Below are 18,777 nucleotides of genomic sequence, written 5' to 3' on the forward strand. Positions count from 1 at the left end.
GTGCACCCCTACCGGGTCGGGTTGCCTCCCGGCCGCTACGCCTCCGCCGGCGAGCCTCTTCCGGTGGAGTCAGCGCGGCCGGCGCCGACCGCTGCGGCTCTGGAGCTGCCCACCGAGCTGGTCGACCTTGAAGGCTGGCTGGTAGCGGTGTTGCGTAACGCTGACCCGGACGGCATTTTCACCGCGGTGGCCCGCGCGGAGCGGCTCGCTGGCGAACGGTTCGACCCTCGGCAGGTCGTGGCCGCGATGCGCCGGGTCCTGTCGGTAGAGCTTGCTAACCGTTGACCGACACCGCGGTGGCCGGGGGTCGGCGCGTCGAAGTCGAAGTCGTGGCTGCGGCCATCGTGCCCCAGCCCGGCCTGCTGGTAGTGCGCGTTGAGCACGGCCAGGCGGCGGGAAACTTCGGCGGAGTCGAGCCAGTACCGCAGCGGCTGCTCGCCCCAGCCGGCGGCGGCGTAATAGGCGTCGGTGATGCACCCGCGCGCGTAGGTGAAATCCTCGAGCTCGGTGGCGTGCGGGAAGACGACCTGCAGGTCGGCCTGCATGCGGCACATGAGCGTGAACTGGGCCAGCACCGCGTGGATCATCTCGTCGACCGGCGCCGGCACGAGCAGTTCGGCGGCCTGCTCGTCGCCGCCGGAGAGCTTGAACACCGCGGCCTTGAGCGCCAAGACCCGGAGGGCCTCCATGAGTAGCGGTCCAGCGTCGCGCTCCAGGGACCAACGGCTGATGGCCGGGTAGCCGGTGAACGTGGCCCAGCAGCTGGAGTACTTCATCGAGGAGCTGTGCAGCCGGTCGTACGCCGGGTGCTCCTTCATCCGGTCGAGGATTTCGGCGGCCCTTTGGCCGACCGCAGTGCACTCGGGCATGCTCTCCGAGGTCATGGCCTTTCCCTTCTGGCGACGGTACCGACGCTGACGCGCCGCTGGTTTGGATGTGAGATTCCCGCTGCCTCAGCAGGAGGCGGGGTAGTGACGCCTTCAAGGGGACGCCGTCACCGCTGATGTCGGTAAGGGTTGTCAGCCGCCTTCGACAATCGGCCGACATCGCGACAGGAAGATGCAAGCCGCGGGCACCCAGCGGCGTAGACATCGAGGATGCTCGCGCTCCATCACGCGAGCGACTCGGAGCCCTTGGGAAACTGGGAAGGTGTCGACAAGCCCGTTGGAGCAAGCGATGACATTTTGTTGACATTGTCGGCCCCCGAGCTAAGAGCTCCCGACACATAAGATCGGCAAGGAGATGGAGGCCGTGATCGATCGATAGCGAGTTCGTCGGGTGCAGGTGAGATGACTGAGGAAGCCATGCAGGGCGCGATTGGCCTCGACGACCGCTGGCAGCAGCTCGGGCGCCAGCTCGCACGTCTCCGCACTCTGGCCGGCTACACGCAGCACTCTCTAGCGCCGCTACTTCACTACGGACGTAGCACCGTCGCTAACGTGGAGGTTGGCCGTCAACGGCCCCCGAGGCGGTTCTGGGAGCGTTGCGACGAGGTCCTCGGCACCGGTGGGCAGCTGACCGCAGCGTTCGATCAGCTGCAAGTGCTCCGGCGTGCCGCTGGAGGGACAGGCTCGGCATCACAGGGCTTTTTGGCGGACCGCCAGCCAGCCAGATCCAGCCCGAGCTCGTGGAGGAGAACAAGGAGATGCACCGCCGGGAGTTCATCGAAGCCGCCGCGATGCTCGCGGCGGGCGGCGCGGCCTTGGTATGCCCCGCGGCAGGTCGTCGCATCGGCGTAGCGGACGTGGAGGAGCGTGCGAGGCGCACGGCGCGGCTGCGGCGGCTCGACAACTACCTTGGTGGCGTCGACACGCTCCGGCTTTATGAGGCAGAACTCCGAGCGACGATGGCCATGTTCAACACGACGTCGTTCAGCCAGTCGACGGCCAAGGCCCTGCTGTCACTCCTCGCCGAGCAGGCCCAATTGGCCGGCTGGGCGGCCTTTGATGCAGGCGAGAACGCCCACGCGAACACTATGTTCGCCATGAGCCGGTCCATCGCGATGCAGGCAGACGACGTGCAGTTGGCGGCCAACGCCATGGCGTTGTCGGCTTACCTGCGGGCGAGCCTCGGCCAGCCCGACATCGCCACCGCGGAAGCGTCCCGTGTTCCCATGAACGCCGGTGCCAGCCCCGCCGTTCAAGCCCTGCTGCTGGAGCGACTCGCGTTCACCTACGCGGTCGCCGGTCAGGAAAGGCAGGCCATCGCCGCGCTCGACGCCGCACATGATTCAGTCGCCCAATCCGGAACCGACGTTGCTCCGGACTGGGCGGCATGGGTCGATCACGACGAGATTCAGATCATGACCGGCCGTGTCTGGGCGGAGCTACGGCGCCCACTGAGGGCAATTCCTGAGCTGGAAGGCGCCCTTGAGCGATTCGACGACACGTATGCACGGGACAAGGCCCTTTACTCCACCTGGCTGGCTGAGGCCTACCTCGATGCTGGTGAGGTCGAGCGGGCGGCGATCCTGCTGGACCGGTCCAGGCGCCTCTGCCGTGGTGTCGCGTCTCCGCGTCCCGCCATTCGGATCGCCACCGTGCGCCGTCGCATCGCACCTCATGAGGCGCTGTCCGCAAGTGGGGACATCCTGGCGTAGACCACCAGGCGCCGTCACCTGTCCTGCGAATCGGTGGCCTCAGTGATACTGAGGACCCAGGCCAGGTAAGGCTCCGAACCAGCGACCACCTGCACTGCGGTTACCTCCGGGTTGGCCCACTCATGGTGCTCTTTGAGGTAGCTCTCCAGTGCGGGATACCGCCGGCTGCTGGACCTGAGCACCACCTGCCACTCCTGGCCTGTACCGAACTTCCCTTCGTGCCAGAACACGCAGTCCACCGGCCCGACGATCTGTCCACCAGCCGCCAGCCGCGCTTTCACAGCGCCCTCTGCCAGCCGCTGGGCGGCTTCCCGGCTACCTGCTGCGGTGTAGACCTGCAGAACCTCACTCATGCCCGCGACACTACGCATCCGTGCGTCGATGCGTCGCCTGCGACTGCCGCTCCTATCCGTTGCCCACGGACCTCGACCACGCCAGATCGGCTGATCCGTGCGTGGCTTCCCACGACGGCATCGAGACCTCTGGGGTTATCTGCCAGCCAACATGCTGTCGGCAGATTGTCGCGATCTACGGCTCGCCCCTTTCCGACATCAAGGTCCGCCCCATTGGCTGTAGTCGTGGCCCACACGCCAGCCGGGGCTGTTCGTCACTCCTACGGGCGCGGCTTGGCGTGGGAACCGGTCACCTCCCCTTGCAATCCGTCCGGAAGGTCCTTCATGTACGACCCTGACGAGCTGCTGCGATACGGCTATCAGCAGGAGCTGAGCCGGCAACTGCGGTTCCGAGACCTGATGGCGTATGGCCTGGTCTACATGGTGCCGATCGCGCCGATGGCGATCTTCGGCAGCGTGTACGCCGCCTCCGGCGGGATGGCGGCGTTGGCCTACGCGATCGGGGTGGCCGCGCTGGTGTTCACGGCGTTCTCCTACGCCCAGATGGTCAAGGCATTCCCCATGTCGGGCAGCGTCTACAACTACGCCGGCCGTGGCATGCACCCGGCGGTCGGCTTCCTCGCCGGCTGGGTGATCCTCCTGGACTACGTGTTGGTGCCCGGGCTGCTGTACCTGGTCGCGTCGGTGGCGATGCACACGACCGTGCCGGCGGTGCCGGTCTGGGTGTGGCTGGTCGGGTTCGTCGCCGTCAACACGCTGGTCAACTCGGTGGGGATCCGGCTGACGGCGGCGGTTACCCGGGTGATGCTCGTCGGCGAGCTGATCGTCCTGGGGATCTTCCTCGTCGTGGCAGCGGCGGCGCTGGTCGCTGGGAAGGGCCGCTTGAGCTGGGAGGCCTTCTACAACCCGCAGACTTTCACCTGGTCGCTGATCGCCGGGGCGGTGTCGGTGGCGGTGTTGTCGTTCCTGGGCTTCGACGGGATCTCCATGCTTGCCGAGGAGACCCGGGGCGGTTCCCGGCAGATCGGCCGGGCGATGGCGGCTGTTCTGGTCCTCGCCGGGGTGTTGTTCATCGCCCAGACGTGGCTGGCCGCCATGCTGGTCCCCGACTCTGCCGGCCTGCTGCAGGGGGGCGACCCGAACGGCACCGCCTTCTACGACGCCGCCGGATCCGCCGGCGGGGAGTGGCGGGCCACGTTGTGCGCGGTCGCGACCGCGATCGCGTGGGGGCTGCCGAACTCGATGGTGGCCCAGGTCGCCACCAGCCGGCTGCTGTACGCGATGGCTCGCGACCGGCAGCTGCCCCGCTTTCTGGCGAAGGTGTCTGTGCGACGCAGCGTCCCGATCAACGCCACCCTGCTCACGGGGGCGGTGTCTCTGATCCTCGGCCTGTACACGGCCACCCGCACCGACGGCATCACCCTGCTGTCGTCGCTGATCAACTTCGGGGCGATGGTCGCCTTCCTGGTCCTGCACGTCTCGGTGGTCGTGCATCACGTCGTCCGCCGCCGCAGCCGAAACTGGTGGGCGCATCTCGTCATGCCAGCGGTGGGGTTCGTGATCCTCGCCTACGTGGTGGTCAACGCCAACATCGCCGCGCAGCGCCTCGGGCTGGCCTGGCTCGCCCTCGGCGTGCTCGTCCTCGCCGGCCTCTACGCCACCGGCCGCCGGCCGGTGCTGTCCGGACTGGCGCCGGTCCAGCCGCTGCGCCGAGACGCCGAGCGGGTGTGAGCGCCATGGACAAGATCGTGTACCGGCCGGCCCGCGACGAGCTGGCCTACACCTTCGGCGGCCGGATGCCGGTGGCGCACCTGCGCTCCGGTGACATGCTGCAGGTCTTCACCGAGGACTGCTTCGGCGGCCTGGTCCGCGGACCGGCCGATCTGCCCTCGCAGAAATGTCGCATGCCCTACCTCAACCCGGTGTCCGGCCCGTTCTTCGTCGAAGACGCCGACCCCGGCGACACCCTGGCCGTGCACATCTGCGCCATCGTCCCGGCCAGGGACTGGGGAATCTCGACGACCTTCCCGCACTTCGGGGCGCTGACCTCCACCACGCACACCGCCACCCTCCAACCGCCCCTCGAAGAACGGGTATGGGTGTATCGGGTCGACCGGCGCGCCGGCAGCGTGCGGTTCGCAGCGACGGACAGCGACCACAGCATCGACCTGCCCCTCGACCCGATGATCGGCACGATCGGCGTCGCCCCCGGCGGATTCGAAGCCCGCTCCACCATCGTTCCCGACACGCACGGCGGCAACCTCGACACCCCGCACGTGCGCGCCGGCACCACCGTCTACCTCGGGGTCAACGTGCACGGGGCGATGCTCGCCCTCGGCGACGCCCACGCCCGACAAGGCGAAGGCGAAGCCTGCGGCACCGGCATCGAAATCGCCGCCACCACCACCCTCATCATCGACGTCATCAAAGGCGAACCCACACCGTGGCCGCGATTGGAAACCGACACGTCGATCATGTCCGTGGGATGCGCCCGCCCCCTCGAAGACGCCTACCGCATCGCCCACCACGACCTCGTCGGCTGGACCAGCAGACTCACCGGCCTGCACGTCCTCGACGCCTACCAGCTTGTCTCCCAGATAGGCCGCGCACCCATCGGCAACGTCTGCGACCCGAACTACACCGTGCTCGCCGCAGCCGACAAGGCGCTACTGCCCGCAGCCGCCGCCCCGTACAACGGGACACACGACCGGCTGCGGCAGCTCACCGTCGCACAGCAGTAGGGACAGCCGATGAGCCTCTCACTCCCCCGCCTGCCGCTCCGCGACGAGCTCTACCTCCTCGCCCACGACGACGACACCGGGCACCTCCATCTGCACCAGCGTGCCCTCGCGCTCGGCCTCGCCGGCGCCGTGCTGATCGACCTGTTCCTCGCCGGACGCATCCACCTCGGCCCCCGCGACGGCGTCCGCCCCGCCACCGACCAGCGCATCCGCCTGCACACCGACAAAGCCGTCGGCGACCTCATCGCCGACTCCGCTCTCTCCTCCATCCGACACGCCGCCCCGCCGCTGAAGATGTGGCTTCGCAGCTCCTCCACCGACATGTACGACCGGACCCGAGCCGGGCTCGTTGCCGCCGGCATCCTGCGCCAGCACAGCCGGCGACGCCTCGGCGGCCTCCTCCGCACCGACAGCTACCAGGCCACCGACAACAAATGGGCCATCGTCGCCCGATCCCGGCTGCGCTACCTGGTCGCCGGCCGGGAACAACCCGACAACCACACCGCCGCCCTCGCCGGCCTCACCGCCGTCCTCGGCCTCGCCGACCGGCTCTACCTCGACCAAGACACCACCACCGTCATTACCCACCTGAATGCGATAGCCGACCAGCACTACCAGGCCGTACGCGACATCACCACCGCCGTCGACGCCACCATCGGCGACCTCACCACCGCCGCATACCGCTAACCTCGCGCGCCACCACAAAGGACCTCCGAAACGTGCCCGCCCTGCCCCGCATCCGCGCCGCCCGCTGGACGGACAAACGCGCCGTCGCCACCCTCATCGCCGACGCCCTACACACCGAACCACTCGGCGCCTGGCTCGTACCCGACGAACACCAACGCAGGCGGATCCTCGCCGACATCGTGGAGATCTGGGTGGAGCACGCCCTGTTCTTCGGCGAAGTCCACGTCATGGACGACCTCTCCGCGACGGCGGTGAGCTTTCATCGCTACCGACCGATCCCGCCACCAACCGCCTACCGACAACGCCTCACCGCCGCCACCGGGCCCGACACCGAAGCCTTCGACATCCTCGAGGCATACCTGCACAGCAACCGGCTCACCACACCGCACCACCACCTCGCGTTCCTCGCCGTCTCGCCAGCGCACCGTCGCACAGGGCGGGGCGATGCATTACTCGCCCACCACCGCCAACAGGTAGACCTGGTAGGCCTGCCATCAAAGGTCGAGGTCACCCCGGCCCACCAGCGGCTGTACCTCCGCCACGGCTACCACCCCCAATCAGAAGTGATCTTGCCTGGCGGCATCAGACTCCTCCCGCTGGTCCGACCAACTCGACCCTGACGGCTATCTCAGCGCCTGGCCCTCCACAACGGGCCCTGTGAGCAGGGCGAGTGGCGCCGAACCCCGAGGAATCCGGGACAGCAGCGACACCACAACACTCGTTCTGTGCGCCCACGCCTACCTCGCAGTCACCACCGCTCAAACCAAAAAAGGGGCGCCGGACCCGACCACGACGGCCTCATTCCCCTCACCCTCGGCGAGGTCCGCCGTCTCCTGGCACACCTGATCACCACCACCACCCGACCCTTCGATCACATCCATCGATGATCACAATGGCGACGCCGACACCGGTATCGCGCCAGAACAGCCCACTACCAGCGAAGACTCCGACTCCACCAGGTGCGGCTGGAGTACTAGTTTCAGTCAGGCACCGGATGTCACACGGTATGCATCGAAGACACCATCGACCCTGCGGACACCCGCCAGAAGGTGCCCGAGATGCTTGGGATCGGCGATCTCGAAGCTGAAGCGGCTTACCGCCACGAGGTCTGAGGTGGTGGTTACGGTCGCAGAGAGGATATTCACCTGCTCGTCAGAGATCACCCGAGCTACATCGACGAGCAACTTCCGGCGGTCAAGCGCCTCCACCTGGATGACGACCAGGAAGCTGGAGGTCGAGGTTAGTTTCCAGCTGACCTCGACCACCCGTTCGCTCTGCGCCCGCAGGTCCTCGGCGTTGGCGCAATGGTCGCGGTGCACGCTCACGCCGTTGTTGCGGGTGACGAAGCCGAAGACCGCGTCCGGCGGCACCGGGGTGCAGCAGCGGGCCAGCTTGATCCAGACGTCGCTGACGCCCCGGACCACGACGCCCGGGTCCGCGCTGCTCTGCCGGCTGCGCGGCGGCCGGGTGGCGACGGCGGTCTCGGCGATGTCCTCTGCCGCGCCCTCCTCGCCCCCGTACGTGGCCATCAGCTTCTGCACCACCGACTGGGCGGAGACCTGACTGTCGCCGACCGCCGCGTAGAGCGAGGCGACGTCGGCCAGGTGCAGGTCCCGGGCGATCGCCATCAGCGCGTCGGAGGTGAGCATCCGCTGCAACGGCATGCCCTGCTTGCGCATCGCCTTGACGATCGCGTCCTTGCCGGCCTCGATCGCCTCCTCGCGCCGCTCCTTGTTGAAGTACTGGCGGATCTTGGTGCGGGCCCGGGGGCTCTTCACGAAGCCCAGCCAGTCCTGCGTCGGGCCGGCCGTGTCGGACTTCGACGTGAAGATCTCGATCACGTCGCCGTTGGAGAGCGTCGACTCCAGCGGCACCAGCTTGCCGTTGACCCGCGCCCCGATGCACTTGTGCCCGACCTCGGTGTGCACCGCGTACGCGAAGTCCACCGGCGTCGAGCCGGTCGGCAGCGGGATGACGTCACCCTTCGGGGTGAAGACGTACACCTCCTGGCTGGACAGGTCGAAGCGCAGCGCGTCGAGGAACTCGCTCGGGTCCGCCGCCTCCCGCTGCCAGTCCAGCAGCTGGCGCAGCCAGGTCATCTCGTCGATGTGCGCCGGCGGGCCGACGATCTGGGTGCCCTTGTGCTCCTTGTACTTCCAGTGTGCGGCGATGCCGAACTCGGCGGTGCGGTGCATCGCGTAGGTGCGGATCTGCATCTCCACCGGCTTGCCGGTGGGCCCGATGACCGTCGTGTGCAGCGACTGGTACATGTTGAACTTGGGCATGGCGATGTAGTCCTTGAACCGGCCCGGCACCGGCTGCCAGTTGGCGTGGATGACCCCCAGCGCCGCGTAGCAGTCCCGCACCGTGTCGACCAGGATCCGCACACCCACCAGGTCGTAGATGTCGTTGAAGTCGCGACCCCGCACGATCATCTTCTGGTAGATCGAGTAGAGGTGCTTCGGCCGACCAGTCAACTCCGCCTTGATATTCGCTTTCCTCAATTCAATGGACGCCAGCTGGGCCACCTGGCGCAGCAACGCCTCGCGCTGCGGCCGGTGCTCCCCGATCAGCCGGTTGATCTCCTCGTACCGCTTCGGGAACAACGTGCCGAAGGCCAGATCCTCCAACTCCCACCGCATGGTGTTGATGCCGATGCGGTGAGACAACGGCGCCCACAAATGCAAGGTCTCGAGGGCAACGCGTTCCTGCTCGCTGCGGGCGACGAAGGTGAGCGTCCGCATGTTGTGCAACCGCTGCGCAAGCTTAATCACCAGAACTCGGGGGTCCTTGGCTGCCACGACCACGAGCTTGCGCACCGACTCCACGCTCGTCGTGTCGTCGAGCCTTACCGTGTCGAGCTTGGCTACACCGTCGACCAGCAGCGTGACCTCGCCGCCGAACTCGTCTCTCATCTGCTCGGCGCTGTAGGCGGAGTCGTGCACCAAGCCGGACAGCAGCGCACCCATAAGTGTGGTGCTGTCCATTCCTAGGTTGGCCAGGATCGTCGCCACCGCCAGTGGATGGATGATGTAAGGGTCGCCGGACTTGCGGTACTGCCCGGAATGCCACCAGGCGGCCGCGTCGAACGCCTTCTGGATGCCCTGCACGTCAGCGCGGGGGTGGTTCTCTCTCAAGGTGGCGACGAGAGGTTCAAGGGCATCACTGACGACCGATGAGCTGTCGAGGATCTTCGGCAGTCTCAGACGGTAGATCATCCGCCGAACGGGTGAGCGGTTTCGCGTGCTCTGCGTGAGAGTTTGCGCCGCGAGTTGACGTTCTATGGACAGCGCGGACTCATCGCGAGCCAGCTTCCGCAGCAGAGATGCGCCGCGCGGATCCTCGGCGGCGACGAGGGCTGTTGCCGCTGCGCGCCGCTCGGCGGAGCCGAGCTTGTCGTCGCTGGCGAGTTCGACGAGAAGCTGGCGGCCCGTGGCTGGGTCTATCTGGGCGAGAGCGTCCGCGGCCCAGATCCTCTGCCTCGCGTCGAACGCCTTGTCCTCGGCGACTGAGGTCATGATGAGACCGGCGTTGACGCCGTCAAGTCCCACCAGCTGGGCCATGATCCACTGGTCACCTGCGGTCGCGCTGATCTCGGTTGAGGTGGCGGCCGTGGCGGCCATGGCACGAAGGGTCGTGGTCCGGAAGGCGCTGGGCTGTCGCGTGTCTGTCGCGATGCTCGTGGCCAGGGCCATCCCCCGGTTGCGGTCCAGCCGAAGGCACGTTGTCAGTGCCACGTAGCGGTCATCGTCGGGGCCATGAGGGTCGCGCGCGACCGCAGCCAATGCTCGCGTCGCGGCATCGACCGTCGCGTCATCAGGATCGGCGCCGTCCTCGATGACCGCGGCGACGAACAGCGCTCCCGGTAGCCCACCAGTAGCAGCAATCGACTGCAGGGCGGATGCCATCTGGTGAGGTTGTTTCCAGGCGGCCACGAGAAACCGAGCGAAGGACTGCCGCCATGCCGGTGGAGTCACCGCTCTACCGCTGGTGGTCTTGCCAAACAGATCCCAGAAAACAGCGCCGGCACGGTCCGGGTCTTCGGGGACGTATTGGGCGGCCAGGTACTCCTGGATCGTCTGGTGCAAGAAGACGTAGTCGTCGGCTCGAGCCACCACCACGCCACTGCCTCGAAGATAGTCCGCCAGCAGTTCACGCCACACGGCCTCAGGCACCGCGCTGCCACGGAGTTCCGCCGTCCACTGCTCCAGCTTGTCGATGGCCGGAGTCATGTCGTCGTCGAGACGATCGGCGGCAAGCCGTCCGATCAGCATGTCCCCTCGCGCGATGAGCCGTTCACCGGCCTGTTCAGCACCTGCGCCGTAACGCTGCAGGGCACGGCGTAGTTGATGACGCACGCCGCCGTCAGCGTCGCTGTAATGCCGGTCGCGAAGCAGCTGTACGAACTCATGGAAGATGCGGGAGCGCCCGGCAGGGAGGCGGCGTTGGGGGTTGGCGACGAACAACTGGCACAGCATCGTGGCCATCAACGGGTTGCTCGCCAGATCCTCAAGACCTAGGCGGCGCAACTCCCGGACGAACTGCGCCGCCGCCTCGTCGGGATGAGAAATTTCTGCTCGGGTGAGCCACGCTTGCACAAATTGGTGTCGCTGCTCCTTGTCAAAGGGCAGCAGTTCGTAGTGCAGTGGCAACCAGGTGCCCTCCCCCGCGTCACTGATCGCGGTGCCGGGGCGGGTCGCGATGACGAAACGGTGAGCATCGTCGACGTCGTGACGCGTGCGGAGAATCGACAGCACCTGCTGCCGCTTGCGGGAGTCCATGATCTCGTCGAGGCCGTCGACCAGCACGAGCCAACGTCCGGTCGGAATGGGTCGCTCGGCGAAAAATTCGGCCGACCACAACCCCCTGCCGTCATGCAGGCTGAAGTCGCCGCGGACACTGCGTGCGATGGCCTCGCCGAGGCCGGCGGTGGCGAGGATGTCGGTGGCCTGTACCCGAACGGGTACGTCGGTGATCTCGCTGTCCCGCTGTCGTCGTGCGATGTCGCCGACGGCGTACTGCAGCAGGCTGGACTTGCCCGCCCCTGCACCGGCGACCAAGACAGTGTCCTGATCGCCGTCGAAGATGATGTCTGCAGGTTGCGGTGGCGCTCCGACGGCAGCCCCCGTCGCCTCCCGCCGGGTCGTCTGCCGGACGTAGACCGCTGACAGCGGTGGCATGGGGAATGTCGGCGACATCTGGTAGGGATGAGTAGCGGCGGTGCGAGCGGCGAGGGTTAGGTAGGCGCGAAGCTGAGGCCCGGGAAAGCGCCACCGACCCGCTGTGACCTGCTCGTCGGTGAGCGCACGCAACCACTTATGGTGCTCTATCTGCGCGGTGGCCAGAGCAAGCCTTGCGGGCTCGCAGCGGTCGATGATCTCGGCGATCGGGAGCAGGTGGGTGCCCCCGGCTTCGTCCGAGGTACACACCATGCCGCAGACGGCACCCGTGCGACGGTTTACCACCGGACTACCGCTGAAGCCTCTCGCCAGGGGAGTTCCGCGTGCCCGCAGCAGCCCCAGGGTGTCTTGCTCGCTGCGGCGGGACTCCCCCTCGTACACCAGACGTGCTGGTTGACCCGCTCGAAACATCCCGTCCGGATGTCCGTACGTCCACAGGTCATCACCAACGCTGACGACAGACGAGGGCAACACTGGGGTTATGTCGACATCGACTGAGCATTCGCGGATCTGCAGCACAGCCAGGTCCAGACCGGCTGACGTGCGGAAGTATCTGTCAGCGTCGACTGTCAGCACGAGTTGAGCGCCGACGACGACTGCTCGACCTTTGACGAACTCAGGTAGCGGCGCCCCGTCGACTGCTAGCACGTGAGCGCAGGTGGCGATCACTCCAGGAGCGATAACGAAGCCGGTGCCGCGGGCAGGCGGCGCGCCGGACAACGAGGGAACCTCGATGGATACGGTGGCTGCCTGAAGCAGGTCCTCCCATCCGGCGCTCGGCTGTGCCGTCACAGTGTCGTGCGGTCCCACTCAAGACTCACCTTGACGCCCGCTTTTGCCGACGACTTGCCCACGATCGCCACGAACTTGCCCGACTCCACGGCGAACTCGCAGGAGAATTCCAGGGTAAGGCGACTCACATCGGCCGCCTTCAGGTGATCACCTACCTGACTCGCAAAAGCGGTAAGCGCCGCGAGCGCCTCGTCGAGGTTGGAGGGTCTGGCGGCGACTTCCACCTCGTCACTGGTCATCCCTGGTGGCAGCTCGCCAGCGGCCAAGTAGATGGTGTAGCGGTCCACGCTCACTGGTACCACTACTTGTCGCCCCGCAGCGGACTCCGTCTCGGCTTCCACGACTCCCCCCTTACGCATAGATCATTACGTGCATGCGAAGAGTAGTCGCCTCGCGCAAGCGCCGCCACCGGTGGGTCTGTCAAGCGAACGGCACCTCTTCGTGTCATCCAGGAAGGTGCGGGGCCGGTCAAGGCTCGGGTTCTGACCTGCTGACGTTGATTGCCCAAGATCGTGAGGCTGCCGGGGGGCGTACCGGTTCAACACGAACGTGGAGCGCACGGCCGACGAGTCGCGTTCCTCGACGGAGCGACGGTCGGCGAGGACCTGGTGTGCTCCCTGGAGGAGACGCTGATTCCGGCATGGAGCGAGAGCCGGACCCCGGACTGGTGGCGTGATGAATACTCCGGCAAGCCGGTGCGACTGATGATCGAGTGCGAGCGGGATGGGCTGCCGGCGTGCCGCGTTCCGGCTGAGGTGGACGTCATCCCCGACCTCTTGACCACTGTGCTGTGAAGAAAGTCGGCCTGGCTTTCTCCCTTCGAGGCGGCCCGGGGTAGGGCCATGGATCTCTGACGCCGGCCGGGACAGCATGCACGCCCGTCACGACGGCAGGTCGGAGTTGCCTTGGTCGCCCTCCTTGGTTCAGTCCCTTGACTTTCTTTCTACAAAGGCCACCTTGGTTGCATGACAACCACCGGTCTTCCGCGATTGATCCCGACAGGCACCTGCTGGTGTGGCTGTGGCAAGGAGACGGGCATTGGCTCGTTCTTCGCTCAGGGGCACGACAAGATTGCCGAAGCCGCCCTCGTGGCCGCTGAATACGGCAGCCAGGTCGCACAACTGCTGCACAAGCATGGCTATGGGCCCGGGCGGCCAGTCATCGACGAGGCCGTGCGCGCGGGCAGCTGGGTCTCATGCCCCGTTCGCGGCTGTTGGTACAAGGGCACCGAGCAGAGTGTGCACGGTCACCAGCGGAAGTACTCTCACTAGCGCCAGGCCACCGGCCTGGAGGAAGACGGTCTCGTGCAACTCCTGGCCCCGCCACCCCAGCGCCTCGTCGAAGGCGCGGGTCCGGCACAGGTCAGCCACGCCGAGGGTAACCGGGCTGATCCGCTGTTCCATGCCCAGGTCAGCGACCGACCCGCCAGAGCGGCACCAGACCACTCGTTCACCTGATGACCCCTGTGGATCCGGGCCCTACCGTGGACGGCAGGACGGAGGGGAGGTCGTGATGCGGAACCGATCACTACCCCGGGCGATGGCGGCGGCCACGGGGGTCGTGGCAGCCGCAGCCGTGGGCGTCGTCACCAACCTCGTCACCGCTGACTGGAGCTGGAGCATGGCCATGGCGCTGGTCGGCCTCGTGCTCGCCGGTGCGGCGCTGGCGGCAATGTCGGCGGCCGGCACCGGATCCGTCGTCGGCAGAACGGTCGTGAGGCAGGTCGCCCGGGGCGGTGCCATCGTAGATAGCGTCATCGAGGCCGCTGACGGTGCGACCGTGGCAGAACGGGCTGGGCAGCACGGCGAGATCCGGGACGGGCACACGACGGCGAGGAACGCCGAGGTCCGCCGAACCGCACGCAGGGGGAGGATCCAGGGCGGAAAGATCAGCGCAGAGTGAGCACCACGGACGAACGGCAATTCGTCGGACGCGACAGCGAGCTGGCAGTGGTGGGCGACTTCCTCTCATCCGATCCGCAGGTCCGGGTCCTGGCGTTTTGGGGACAGTCGGGCATCGGGAAGTCCGCCCTGCTGAGACACATCGCCTCGCGGGTGCGGGGGTGGCGGGTCCGGCTGCTCGACCTGGAGGCGACGGACCTCCCGCTGGCCGATGCGGGCGGGCCGTCCGCGCTGACCGACGGTCTGCTGTTCGGCCTGGCCCGCCTGCTCCTGTCGTCCGAAGGCGAGGCGGGTGAACGGAGGCTGCGTACCTTCGAGGAGCGGGCCTCCCGCGCCGCCCGCGATCACCTGACCCCGACGACTGACATCCGGCTGAGCCAGTCGGCTTCGTTCGGCGGGCAGGTCCGGGATTCCCACGTACACGTCCATGGCGGTCCAGTCGTGCCGACGGCAGCGTTGCTGGCGTACCGGCGGTCGATCGTCCGGGCCCTGCTCGACCAGGCGCGAGCTGCGGGCTCCCAGCGCATGGTGCTGCTCGTCGACACCGTCGAGTTAATGCGACTGGCGGACGAGCGGAACGCGGGTAGCGAACGATTGGTCGCCGAGCCCTCGCTGGGCCTCTCGCAGTGGTTCGTGCACGAGTTCCTGCCGGAACTCGTCGACGCGGCACCGGGCCTGCGCGTCGTACTGGCCGGGCGGGACCGGCTGCCCGGACGGGACTGTTGGTTCCGGCAGGCGGAGCTTGCCGAGTGGACCCCCGCCGAGACCGCCGGTTACCTGGCGGCCAATGGCTACCAGGACCCGGCCTTCGCCACAGTGGTACACGAGCTGTGCGCCGGAGTACCGCTGTGGACCGCCATGGTGGTCGAGGCATGCGCGCTATGGTCCGGGTCGCGCGAGCCGACGGCCGACTGGCTGCGGAGCGTCGCACACAGCCGGCCCACCGAGCAGTGGCTACCCGAGGTGTTCCTCGCCCGGCTGCCGGCAGTGCAGCGGCAGGTGGTCCGCTGCGCGGTGATCCCGCGGCAACTGAGCCTCGAGCTAGTGCACCACCTGCTGGAGCTATCCGGAGTCGACGTGCCCAACGACTGGTGGGACCGGTTCTGCCGGCACTCCTTCGTCCGCACCGCGACCGCCACGGACACCACAGGTCGCCGGCACGTCCACCGAATGGTCCGGGCAGTTGTGCTGATGCATCTCGAGCGACAGGAGCCACTGCGGTTGTCGAAGCTGCACCGCGCCGCCGCCGAATACCACCACCGGACGGGCAACCTCGCCGAGGAGAGCTACCACCGGTTCGCGGCAGCCGACTACGACATCTTGCCCCGTTGGCGAAACGCACTCTTCGAAGCCCGACGACGACGGGACTTAGAGGAGATAGTCCGGCTCGTCGACTGCGTGACCGCGCCGGAGCAACGCCACCGGATCGCCCGGGTCAACCGGGCGTTGCTGGCCGAGGGCCAGTTGCAATTCGCACTGCTCGGTTACACCGAGGACGACTACGAGGCAGCCGAACAGCGGCTCAGAGTCGCACTCCACGAGTATCGGGCCCTGGGAGACGAGAGCGGGCAAAGCAAAGTGCATAACTGGCTCGCCACCGTCCGGTGCTACCAGGGCGACTACCGGGCGGCCGAAGAGCACGGATGGGCAGCCCTCCTTGCCGGACGCCGGGCCGAGGACATCGGGATGATCCGCGACGCGCACTCCACCATCGCTATGAACTACGGGGAGTGGGGACGCTGGCGCGGTGCGATCGGGCACTACGCGGCGACGATACGACTGAGCCGGCAGCTCGGAGAACCAATGGAGGAGTCGAATCACCTCTGCCAACTGTCCAGCACTCTGCGCGCAATGGGCGAGGGGGACGCGGCTTCCCGGTACCTCGCCCGTGCGGAGGCGGTGGCGCGACTGTCAGGGGACCCGGGAGAGATCTCCTTCTGCCTGTACAGCCGGGGTTGGCAGGAAATTCACTGCGGTCGTCCGGCGGCCGCGCTCGCACCCCTCGAAGAGTCCCTACGCCTCACCCGTCCCCTCGGCAGACCGCTGCAGACGGCGTGGGCCCTCCGGCCGCTGGCCCTGGCCTACCTCCTGCTCGGTCAGGGGCACCGGGCCGGCCCATACGTCGACGAGGCCCTAGACACCTTCGAACAACTCGGCTACCGGGTCGGCCTAGCCCACATAAACAGCCTGCGAGCCCTCGTGATGCTGGCCGCCGGTCGCCTGGAGTCCGCGGAAGCTGCGGCCAGGGACGCGGAGCGCCTAATCCGGGCACGCCCCGCCAGTCACATCACCGGCTGGGTCCGGCTCGTCGACGGCGCAGTGCGGGCCGTCGCCGACCAGCACGGCTGGGCCGAACACCTACGGGAAACCCTGCTTGTCGACTACCGGCACTCACACGCCTACGGCTCCGCTACCGACCTCCTCCTCATCGCGGGTGTGCTCCATGCCCAGCGCGAGTCCCAGGCGGCTCGCCGGTTCCTCCAGTACGCGTTGGCCCACGCCCGGTATGCCGGACACCGGGACAGCCAGCACCAGGCCGTTCGACTCCTCGAGCAGGTGCGCGCGACCGTCAGACGGTAGGCCCGCGGCCGACCCGCCACAGCGGCACCAACCCCTGCGGCAACCAGCGCCGCGCCCACCAGCAGCAGGAGCCGCACGGTCGCGCACTGCAGGAGGGCCCCAGCCTCCTCGTCTCCGCCGGGCTGCTCGAACATCGCCGCGCGTTCAGCGGCGGTACTCGCAGCGCCTCGATGAGCCAGCCGCCCCGCGTCCCAGGTCGCGCGTTCACCGGGCGGGTGCCGCCGAGCGATGGCCTCGCTCTGGGCGTTTATCTGGTATCCGTCGAGGCCCGACCCACCCGTCGCAGGTCGGGCAGCCGAGGACCCGGATCGCCCGAAAGACGATCGGAGTCAGGAACTGCACGCTGGCTGCTCGGGGCAGTGCAGGTGACCAGAGCGGGGTGCGGTCACCGCAGCCATCCGAGGAACCGGGGATGGAGGAGTTCAGCGGGAGTCCAGCCCATGTCCTGGCTCGCCGCAACCATGCAGGACCTCGTACAGGGCGAGGGAGATGGGAGCGCTTTCGAACCCGGCTCGCAGCTCGGCTCGTCAGCGCCGCCCGATGAACCGGGCGCTGTGGCTGGCCGAACACCTCAACGACCAGGACCTGCTCGCCTTCACCCTCCGGATACACGGCAACGAACTGCGCAAGGTCGAACGGCACAACGCCGCCATTGCCCGACTCCGCCGCTCAGTGGAACTTGCACCCGATGCCGACCGAGGTGCCGCCCTGGTACAGCTCGCCCGAGCCGCCGGCGAACTCGACGACCCCACCCTGTTCGACCACGCCATCACCGACGCCTGGCGACTGGTCGACGCCAAACCCGGCACAGGACTCACCAGCCCATACGCCCTCCACGAAGTGCACCTGCGCGGGCTGGTAACACACACCGACCCGACCTGGCCACCGACCTGCTCGATTGCCACCGCATGTCCACCACCGCCATACCACCGCAATGGCAGGCGATCCTCCACGTCACCACGGGCGAAGTTCTCCTGGCCTGCGCCGACACCACCCAAGCCGAAGCGGCGCCCTCGAGGCTGCCATCACCATCGCCGAGGAGCACCGTCTACCACACCAGAACCAGCGCACCCTCCGGGCCTGCACATCGCATCTCTCCGCGGTCGGAGACCTCGCGCGCCAAGCGCTGGAAAGGCTCCGCATCCCCGAGCCCAACCTGGTCGGCATCATCCAGGCACCATAATCGGCTTTCGGATGCATTCCGACGACGACCCTGCGAACTCCAACGCACCACAGACCGATGAACGAGCGGCCGCTTCACCGGCGCCACGCGCTGCACGACGAGAACGGCAGGTACGCCCGAGCCTTCAAGGAGCCCAAGCGGACCGGCGTGTTCCGCTACCTCACCTGCGTCAAAGGGGTGGTGCTGTCGCCGCGGACTCGCCACCGGCAGGCTCAAGTCGTGCGCTCCCTTGCCGTACCGGTGGTGACGAACCTTGAGGGCACGCTGTGGTGGCCGATTCCGTACGCCAAGGCGTGGATGAAGATCGAAGCTCTTGTGGCGGACACGGAAGTGCTCGCCGACGACGAGAAAGCAGTTGCCCCGCACCAGGGGCGGCCGCGGTCGTCTACCGGGGAACCAGCACCGTCTTGAAGATCTCGGACCATCGGTGAACGAGACGGGAAGGCCTACGCGCTTCTTGGGCTCGACGGGGATGCCGTACGTCGAAGCTGCGTTTCGGCAAAGGCTGCAGCCTCCGCTGACGTCCACCGGTGTTCGGCTCCCAGGCGGCATCCGCCCCACTCGTCCGGCCTCGGCCGCCACCGCGATACGTTGGCCGCTCGGTAGTCCACGTCCTCGATCGCGGTGTCGATCTGCGCGAGGCGATCCTGCATCTGGGCGGCGCTTTCGATATCGCCCTGGCCTGCAAAGGCTGGACGGCTCCCGTTGACCGCCGAGATCCGTGCGGTGTCATGAACCAGCCCCCGGAAACGGTGGGCGCG

The 18,777-nt window shown here is 67.5% G+C and carries 14 protein-coding genes and 3 pseudogenes; 10 read left to right on the plus strand and 7 right to left on the minus strand.

The window, feature by feature from the left end; translation table 11 throughout:
• Nucleotides 1-314: 314 nt before the first annotated feature.
• Nucleotides 315-884: pseudogene (locus JNW89_RS00365) on the minus strand (hypothetical protein); the annotation flags it as partial.
• A 420-nt stretch (nt 885-1,304) separates the two neighbouring features.
• Between JNW89_RS00365 and JNW89_RS38420 the strand changes: the two are divergent.
• Complete coding sequence (locus tag JNW89_RS38420) at nt 1,305-1,739, plus strand: helix-turn-helix domain-containing protein (RefSeq protein WP_375155021.1); 435 nt, start codon at nt 1,305-1,307, stop codon at nt 1,737-1,739.
• Nucleotides 1,628-2,599 carry an XRE family transcriptional regulator gene (locus JNW89_RS00375; RefSeq protein WP_238447120.1) on the plus strand — a complete coding sequence of 324 codons (972 nt, stop codon included), beginning with the start codon at nt 1,628-1,630 and terminating at the stop codon, nt 2,597-2,599. Before JNW89_RS38420 ends, JNW89_RS00375 begins: the two co-directional genes overlap by 112 nt.
• 14 nt (nt 2,600-2,613) lie before the next feature.
• Here the strand turns inward: JNW89_RS00375 and cutA are convergent, their stop codons facing one another.
• Nucleotides 2,614-2,952 carry a divalent-cation tolerance protein CutA gene (gene cutA, locus JNW89_RS00380; RefSeq protein ID WP_238447121.1) on the minus strand — a complete coding sequence of 113 codons (339 nt, stop codon included), beginning with the start codon at nt 2,950-2,952 and terminating at the stop codon, nt 2,614-2,616.
• Between the two features lie 324 nt (nt 2,953-3,276).
• Between cutA and JNW89_RS00385 the strand changes: the two genes are divergently transcribed.
• Genes JNW89_RS00385 through JNW89_RS00400 form a run of 4 tightly spaced genes read left to right on the plus strand, consistent with a single transcriptional unit; the run spans nt 3,277 to nt 7,000 of the window.
• Entirely contained in the window at nt 3,277-4,683 is a 1,407-nt protein-coding gene (locus JNW89_RS00385; RefSeq protein ID WP_238447122.1) for an APC family permease, read from the plus strand.
• 5 nt (nt 4,684-4,688) lie between these two features.
• A complete protein-coding gene (locus JNW89_RS00390; protein ID WP_255540205.1) occupies nt 4,689-5,693 on the plus strand; it encodes an acetamidase/formamidase family protein in 1,005 nt (334 codons plus the stop codon).
• A 9-nt stretch (nt 5,694-5,702) separates the two neighbouring features.
• Nucleotides 5,703-6,380: a GPP34 family phosphoprotein gene (locus tag JNW89_RS00395; RefSeq protein ID WP_238447124.1), complete on the plus strand. Its 678-nt coding sequence runs from the start codon at nt 5,703-5,705 to the stop codon at nt 6,378-6,380.
• A 32-nt stretch (nt 6,381-6,412) separates the two neighbouring features.
• A complete protein-coding gene (locus JNW89_RS00400) occupies nt 6,413-7,000 on the plus strand; it encodes a GNAT family N-acetyltransferase (protein WP_238447125.1) in 588 nt (195 codons plus the stop codon).
• A 363-nt stretch (nt 7,001-7,363) separates the two neighbouring features.
• Here the strand turns inward: JNW89_RS00400 and JNW89_RS00405 are convergent.
• The 3 genes and pseudogenes from JNW89_RS00405 to JNW89_RS00415 form a co-directional block, all read right to left on the minus strand.
• Nucleotides 7,364-9,559 (minus strand): annotated as a pseudogene (locus JNW89_RS00405) (RelA/SpoT family protein); the annotation flags it as partial.
• Between the two features lie 2,262 nt (nt 9,560-11,821).
• Nucleotides 11,822-12,370 (minus strand): annotated as a pseudogene (locus JNW89_RS00410) (serine protease); the annotation flags it as partial.
• Nucleotides 12,349-12,639: a CU044_2847 family protein gene (locus JNW89_RS00415; protein ID WP_238447126.1), complete on the minus strand. Its 291-nt coding sequence runs from the start codon at nt 12,637-12,639 to the stop codon at nt 12,349-12,351. The pseudogene JNW89_RS00410 and the gene JNW89_RS00415, both read right to left, overlap by 22 nt.
• 225 nt (nt 12,640-12,864) lie before the next feature.
• Between JNW89_RS00415 and JNW89_RS00420 the strand changes: the two genes are divergently transcribed.
• Nucleotides 12,865-13,146, plus strand: a complete 282-nt coding sequence (locus JNW89_RS00420; protein WP_238447127.1) for a hypothetical protein — start codon at nt 12,865-12,867, stop codon at nt 13,144-13,146.
• 399 nt (nt 13,147-13,545) lie between these two features.
• On the opposite strand, the gene JNW89_RS00425 is transcribed toward JNW89_RS00420, so the two are convergent.
• Nucleotides 13,546-13,755, minus strand: a complete 210-nt coding sequence (locus tag JNW89_RS00425; RefSeq protein ID WP_238447128.1) for a hypothetical protein — start codon at nt 13,753-13,755, stop codon at nt 13,546-13,548.
• Nucleotides 13,756-13,927: 172 nt separating this feature from the next.
• Between JNW89_RS00425 and JNW89_RS00430 the strand changes: the two genes are divergently transcribed.
• Both JNW89_RS00430 and JNW89_RS00435 read left to right on the plus strand, forming a co-directional pair.
• Nucleotides 13,928-14,254 carry a hypothetical protein gene (locus tag JNW89_RS00430; protein WP_238447129.1) on the plus strand — a complete coding sequence of 109 codons (327 nt, stop codon included), beginning with the start codon at nt 13,928-13,930 and terminating at the stop codon, nt 14,252-14,254.
• Complete coding sequence (locus tag JNW89_RS00435; RefSeq protein ID WP_238447130.1) at nt 14,251-16,833, plus strand: AAA family ATPase; 2,583 nt, start codon at nt 14,251-14,253, stop codon at nt 16,831-16,833. The genes JNW89_RS00430 and JNW89_RS00435 overlap by 4 nt, the downstream gene beginning before the upstream one ends.
• Nucleotides 16,834-17,502: 669 nt before the next feature.
• On the opposite strand, the gene JNW89_RS00440 is transcribed toward JNW89_RS00435, so the two are convergent.
• Nucleotides 17,503-17,679 (minus strand): hypothetical protein, encoded by a 177-nt coding sequence (locus JNW89_RS00440; RefSeq protein WP_238447131.1) that lies wholly within the window; start codon nt 17,677-17,679, stop codon nt 17,503-17,505.
• 394 nt (nt 17,680-18,073) lie between these two features.
• Between JNW89_RS00440 and JNW89_RS00445 the strand changes: the two genes are divergently transcribed.
• A complete protein-coding gene (locus tag JNW89_RS00445) occupies nt 18,074-18,427 on the plus strand; it encodes a hypothetical protein (protein ID WP_238447132.1) in 354 nt (117 codons plus the stop codon).
• Nucleotides 18,428-18,777: the final 350 nt, after the last annotated feature.

The organism is Micromonospora sp. 4G55 (assembly GCF_016803375.1).

Bases quoted from the DNA above. Each gene is read 5' to 3' on its own strand.
- JNW89_RS38420 (WP_375155021.1), top strand. From the start codon at position 1,305: ATGCAGGGCGCGATTGGCCTCGACGACCGCTGGCAGCAGCTCGGGCGC.
- cutA (WP_238447121.1), bottom strand. From the start codon at position 2,952: ATGAGTGAGGTTCTGCAGGTCTACACCGCAGCAGGTAGCCGGGAAGCC.
- JNW89_RS00385 (WP_238447122.1), top strand. From the start codon at position 3,277: ATGTACGACCCTGACGAGCTGCTGCGATACGGCTATCAGCAGGAGCTG.
- JNW89_RS00390 (WP_255540205.1), top strand. From the start codon at position 4,689: ATGGACAAGATCGTGTACCGGCCGGCCCGCGACGAGCTGGCCTACACC.
- JNW89_RS00395 (WP_238447124.1), top strand. From the start codon at position 5,703: ATGAGCCTCTCACTCCCCCGCCTGCCGCTCCGCGACGAGCTCTACCTC.
- JNW89_RS00425 (WP_238447128.1), bottom strand. From the start codon at position 13,755: ATGGAACAGCGGATCAGCCCGGTTACCCTCGGCGTGGCTGACCTGTGC.
- JNW89_RS00445 (WP_238447132.1), top strand. From the start codon at position 18,074: ATGAACGAGCGGCCGCTTCACCGGCGCCACGCGCTGCACGACGAGAAC.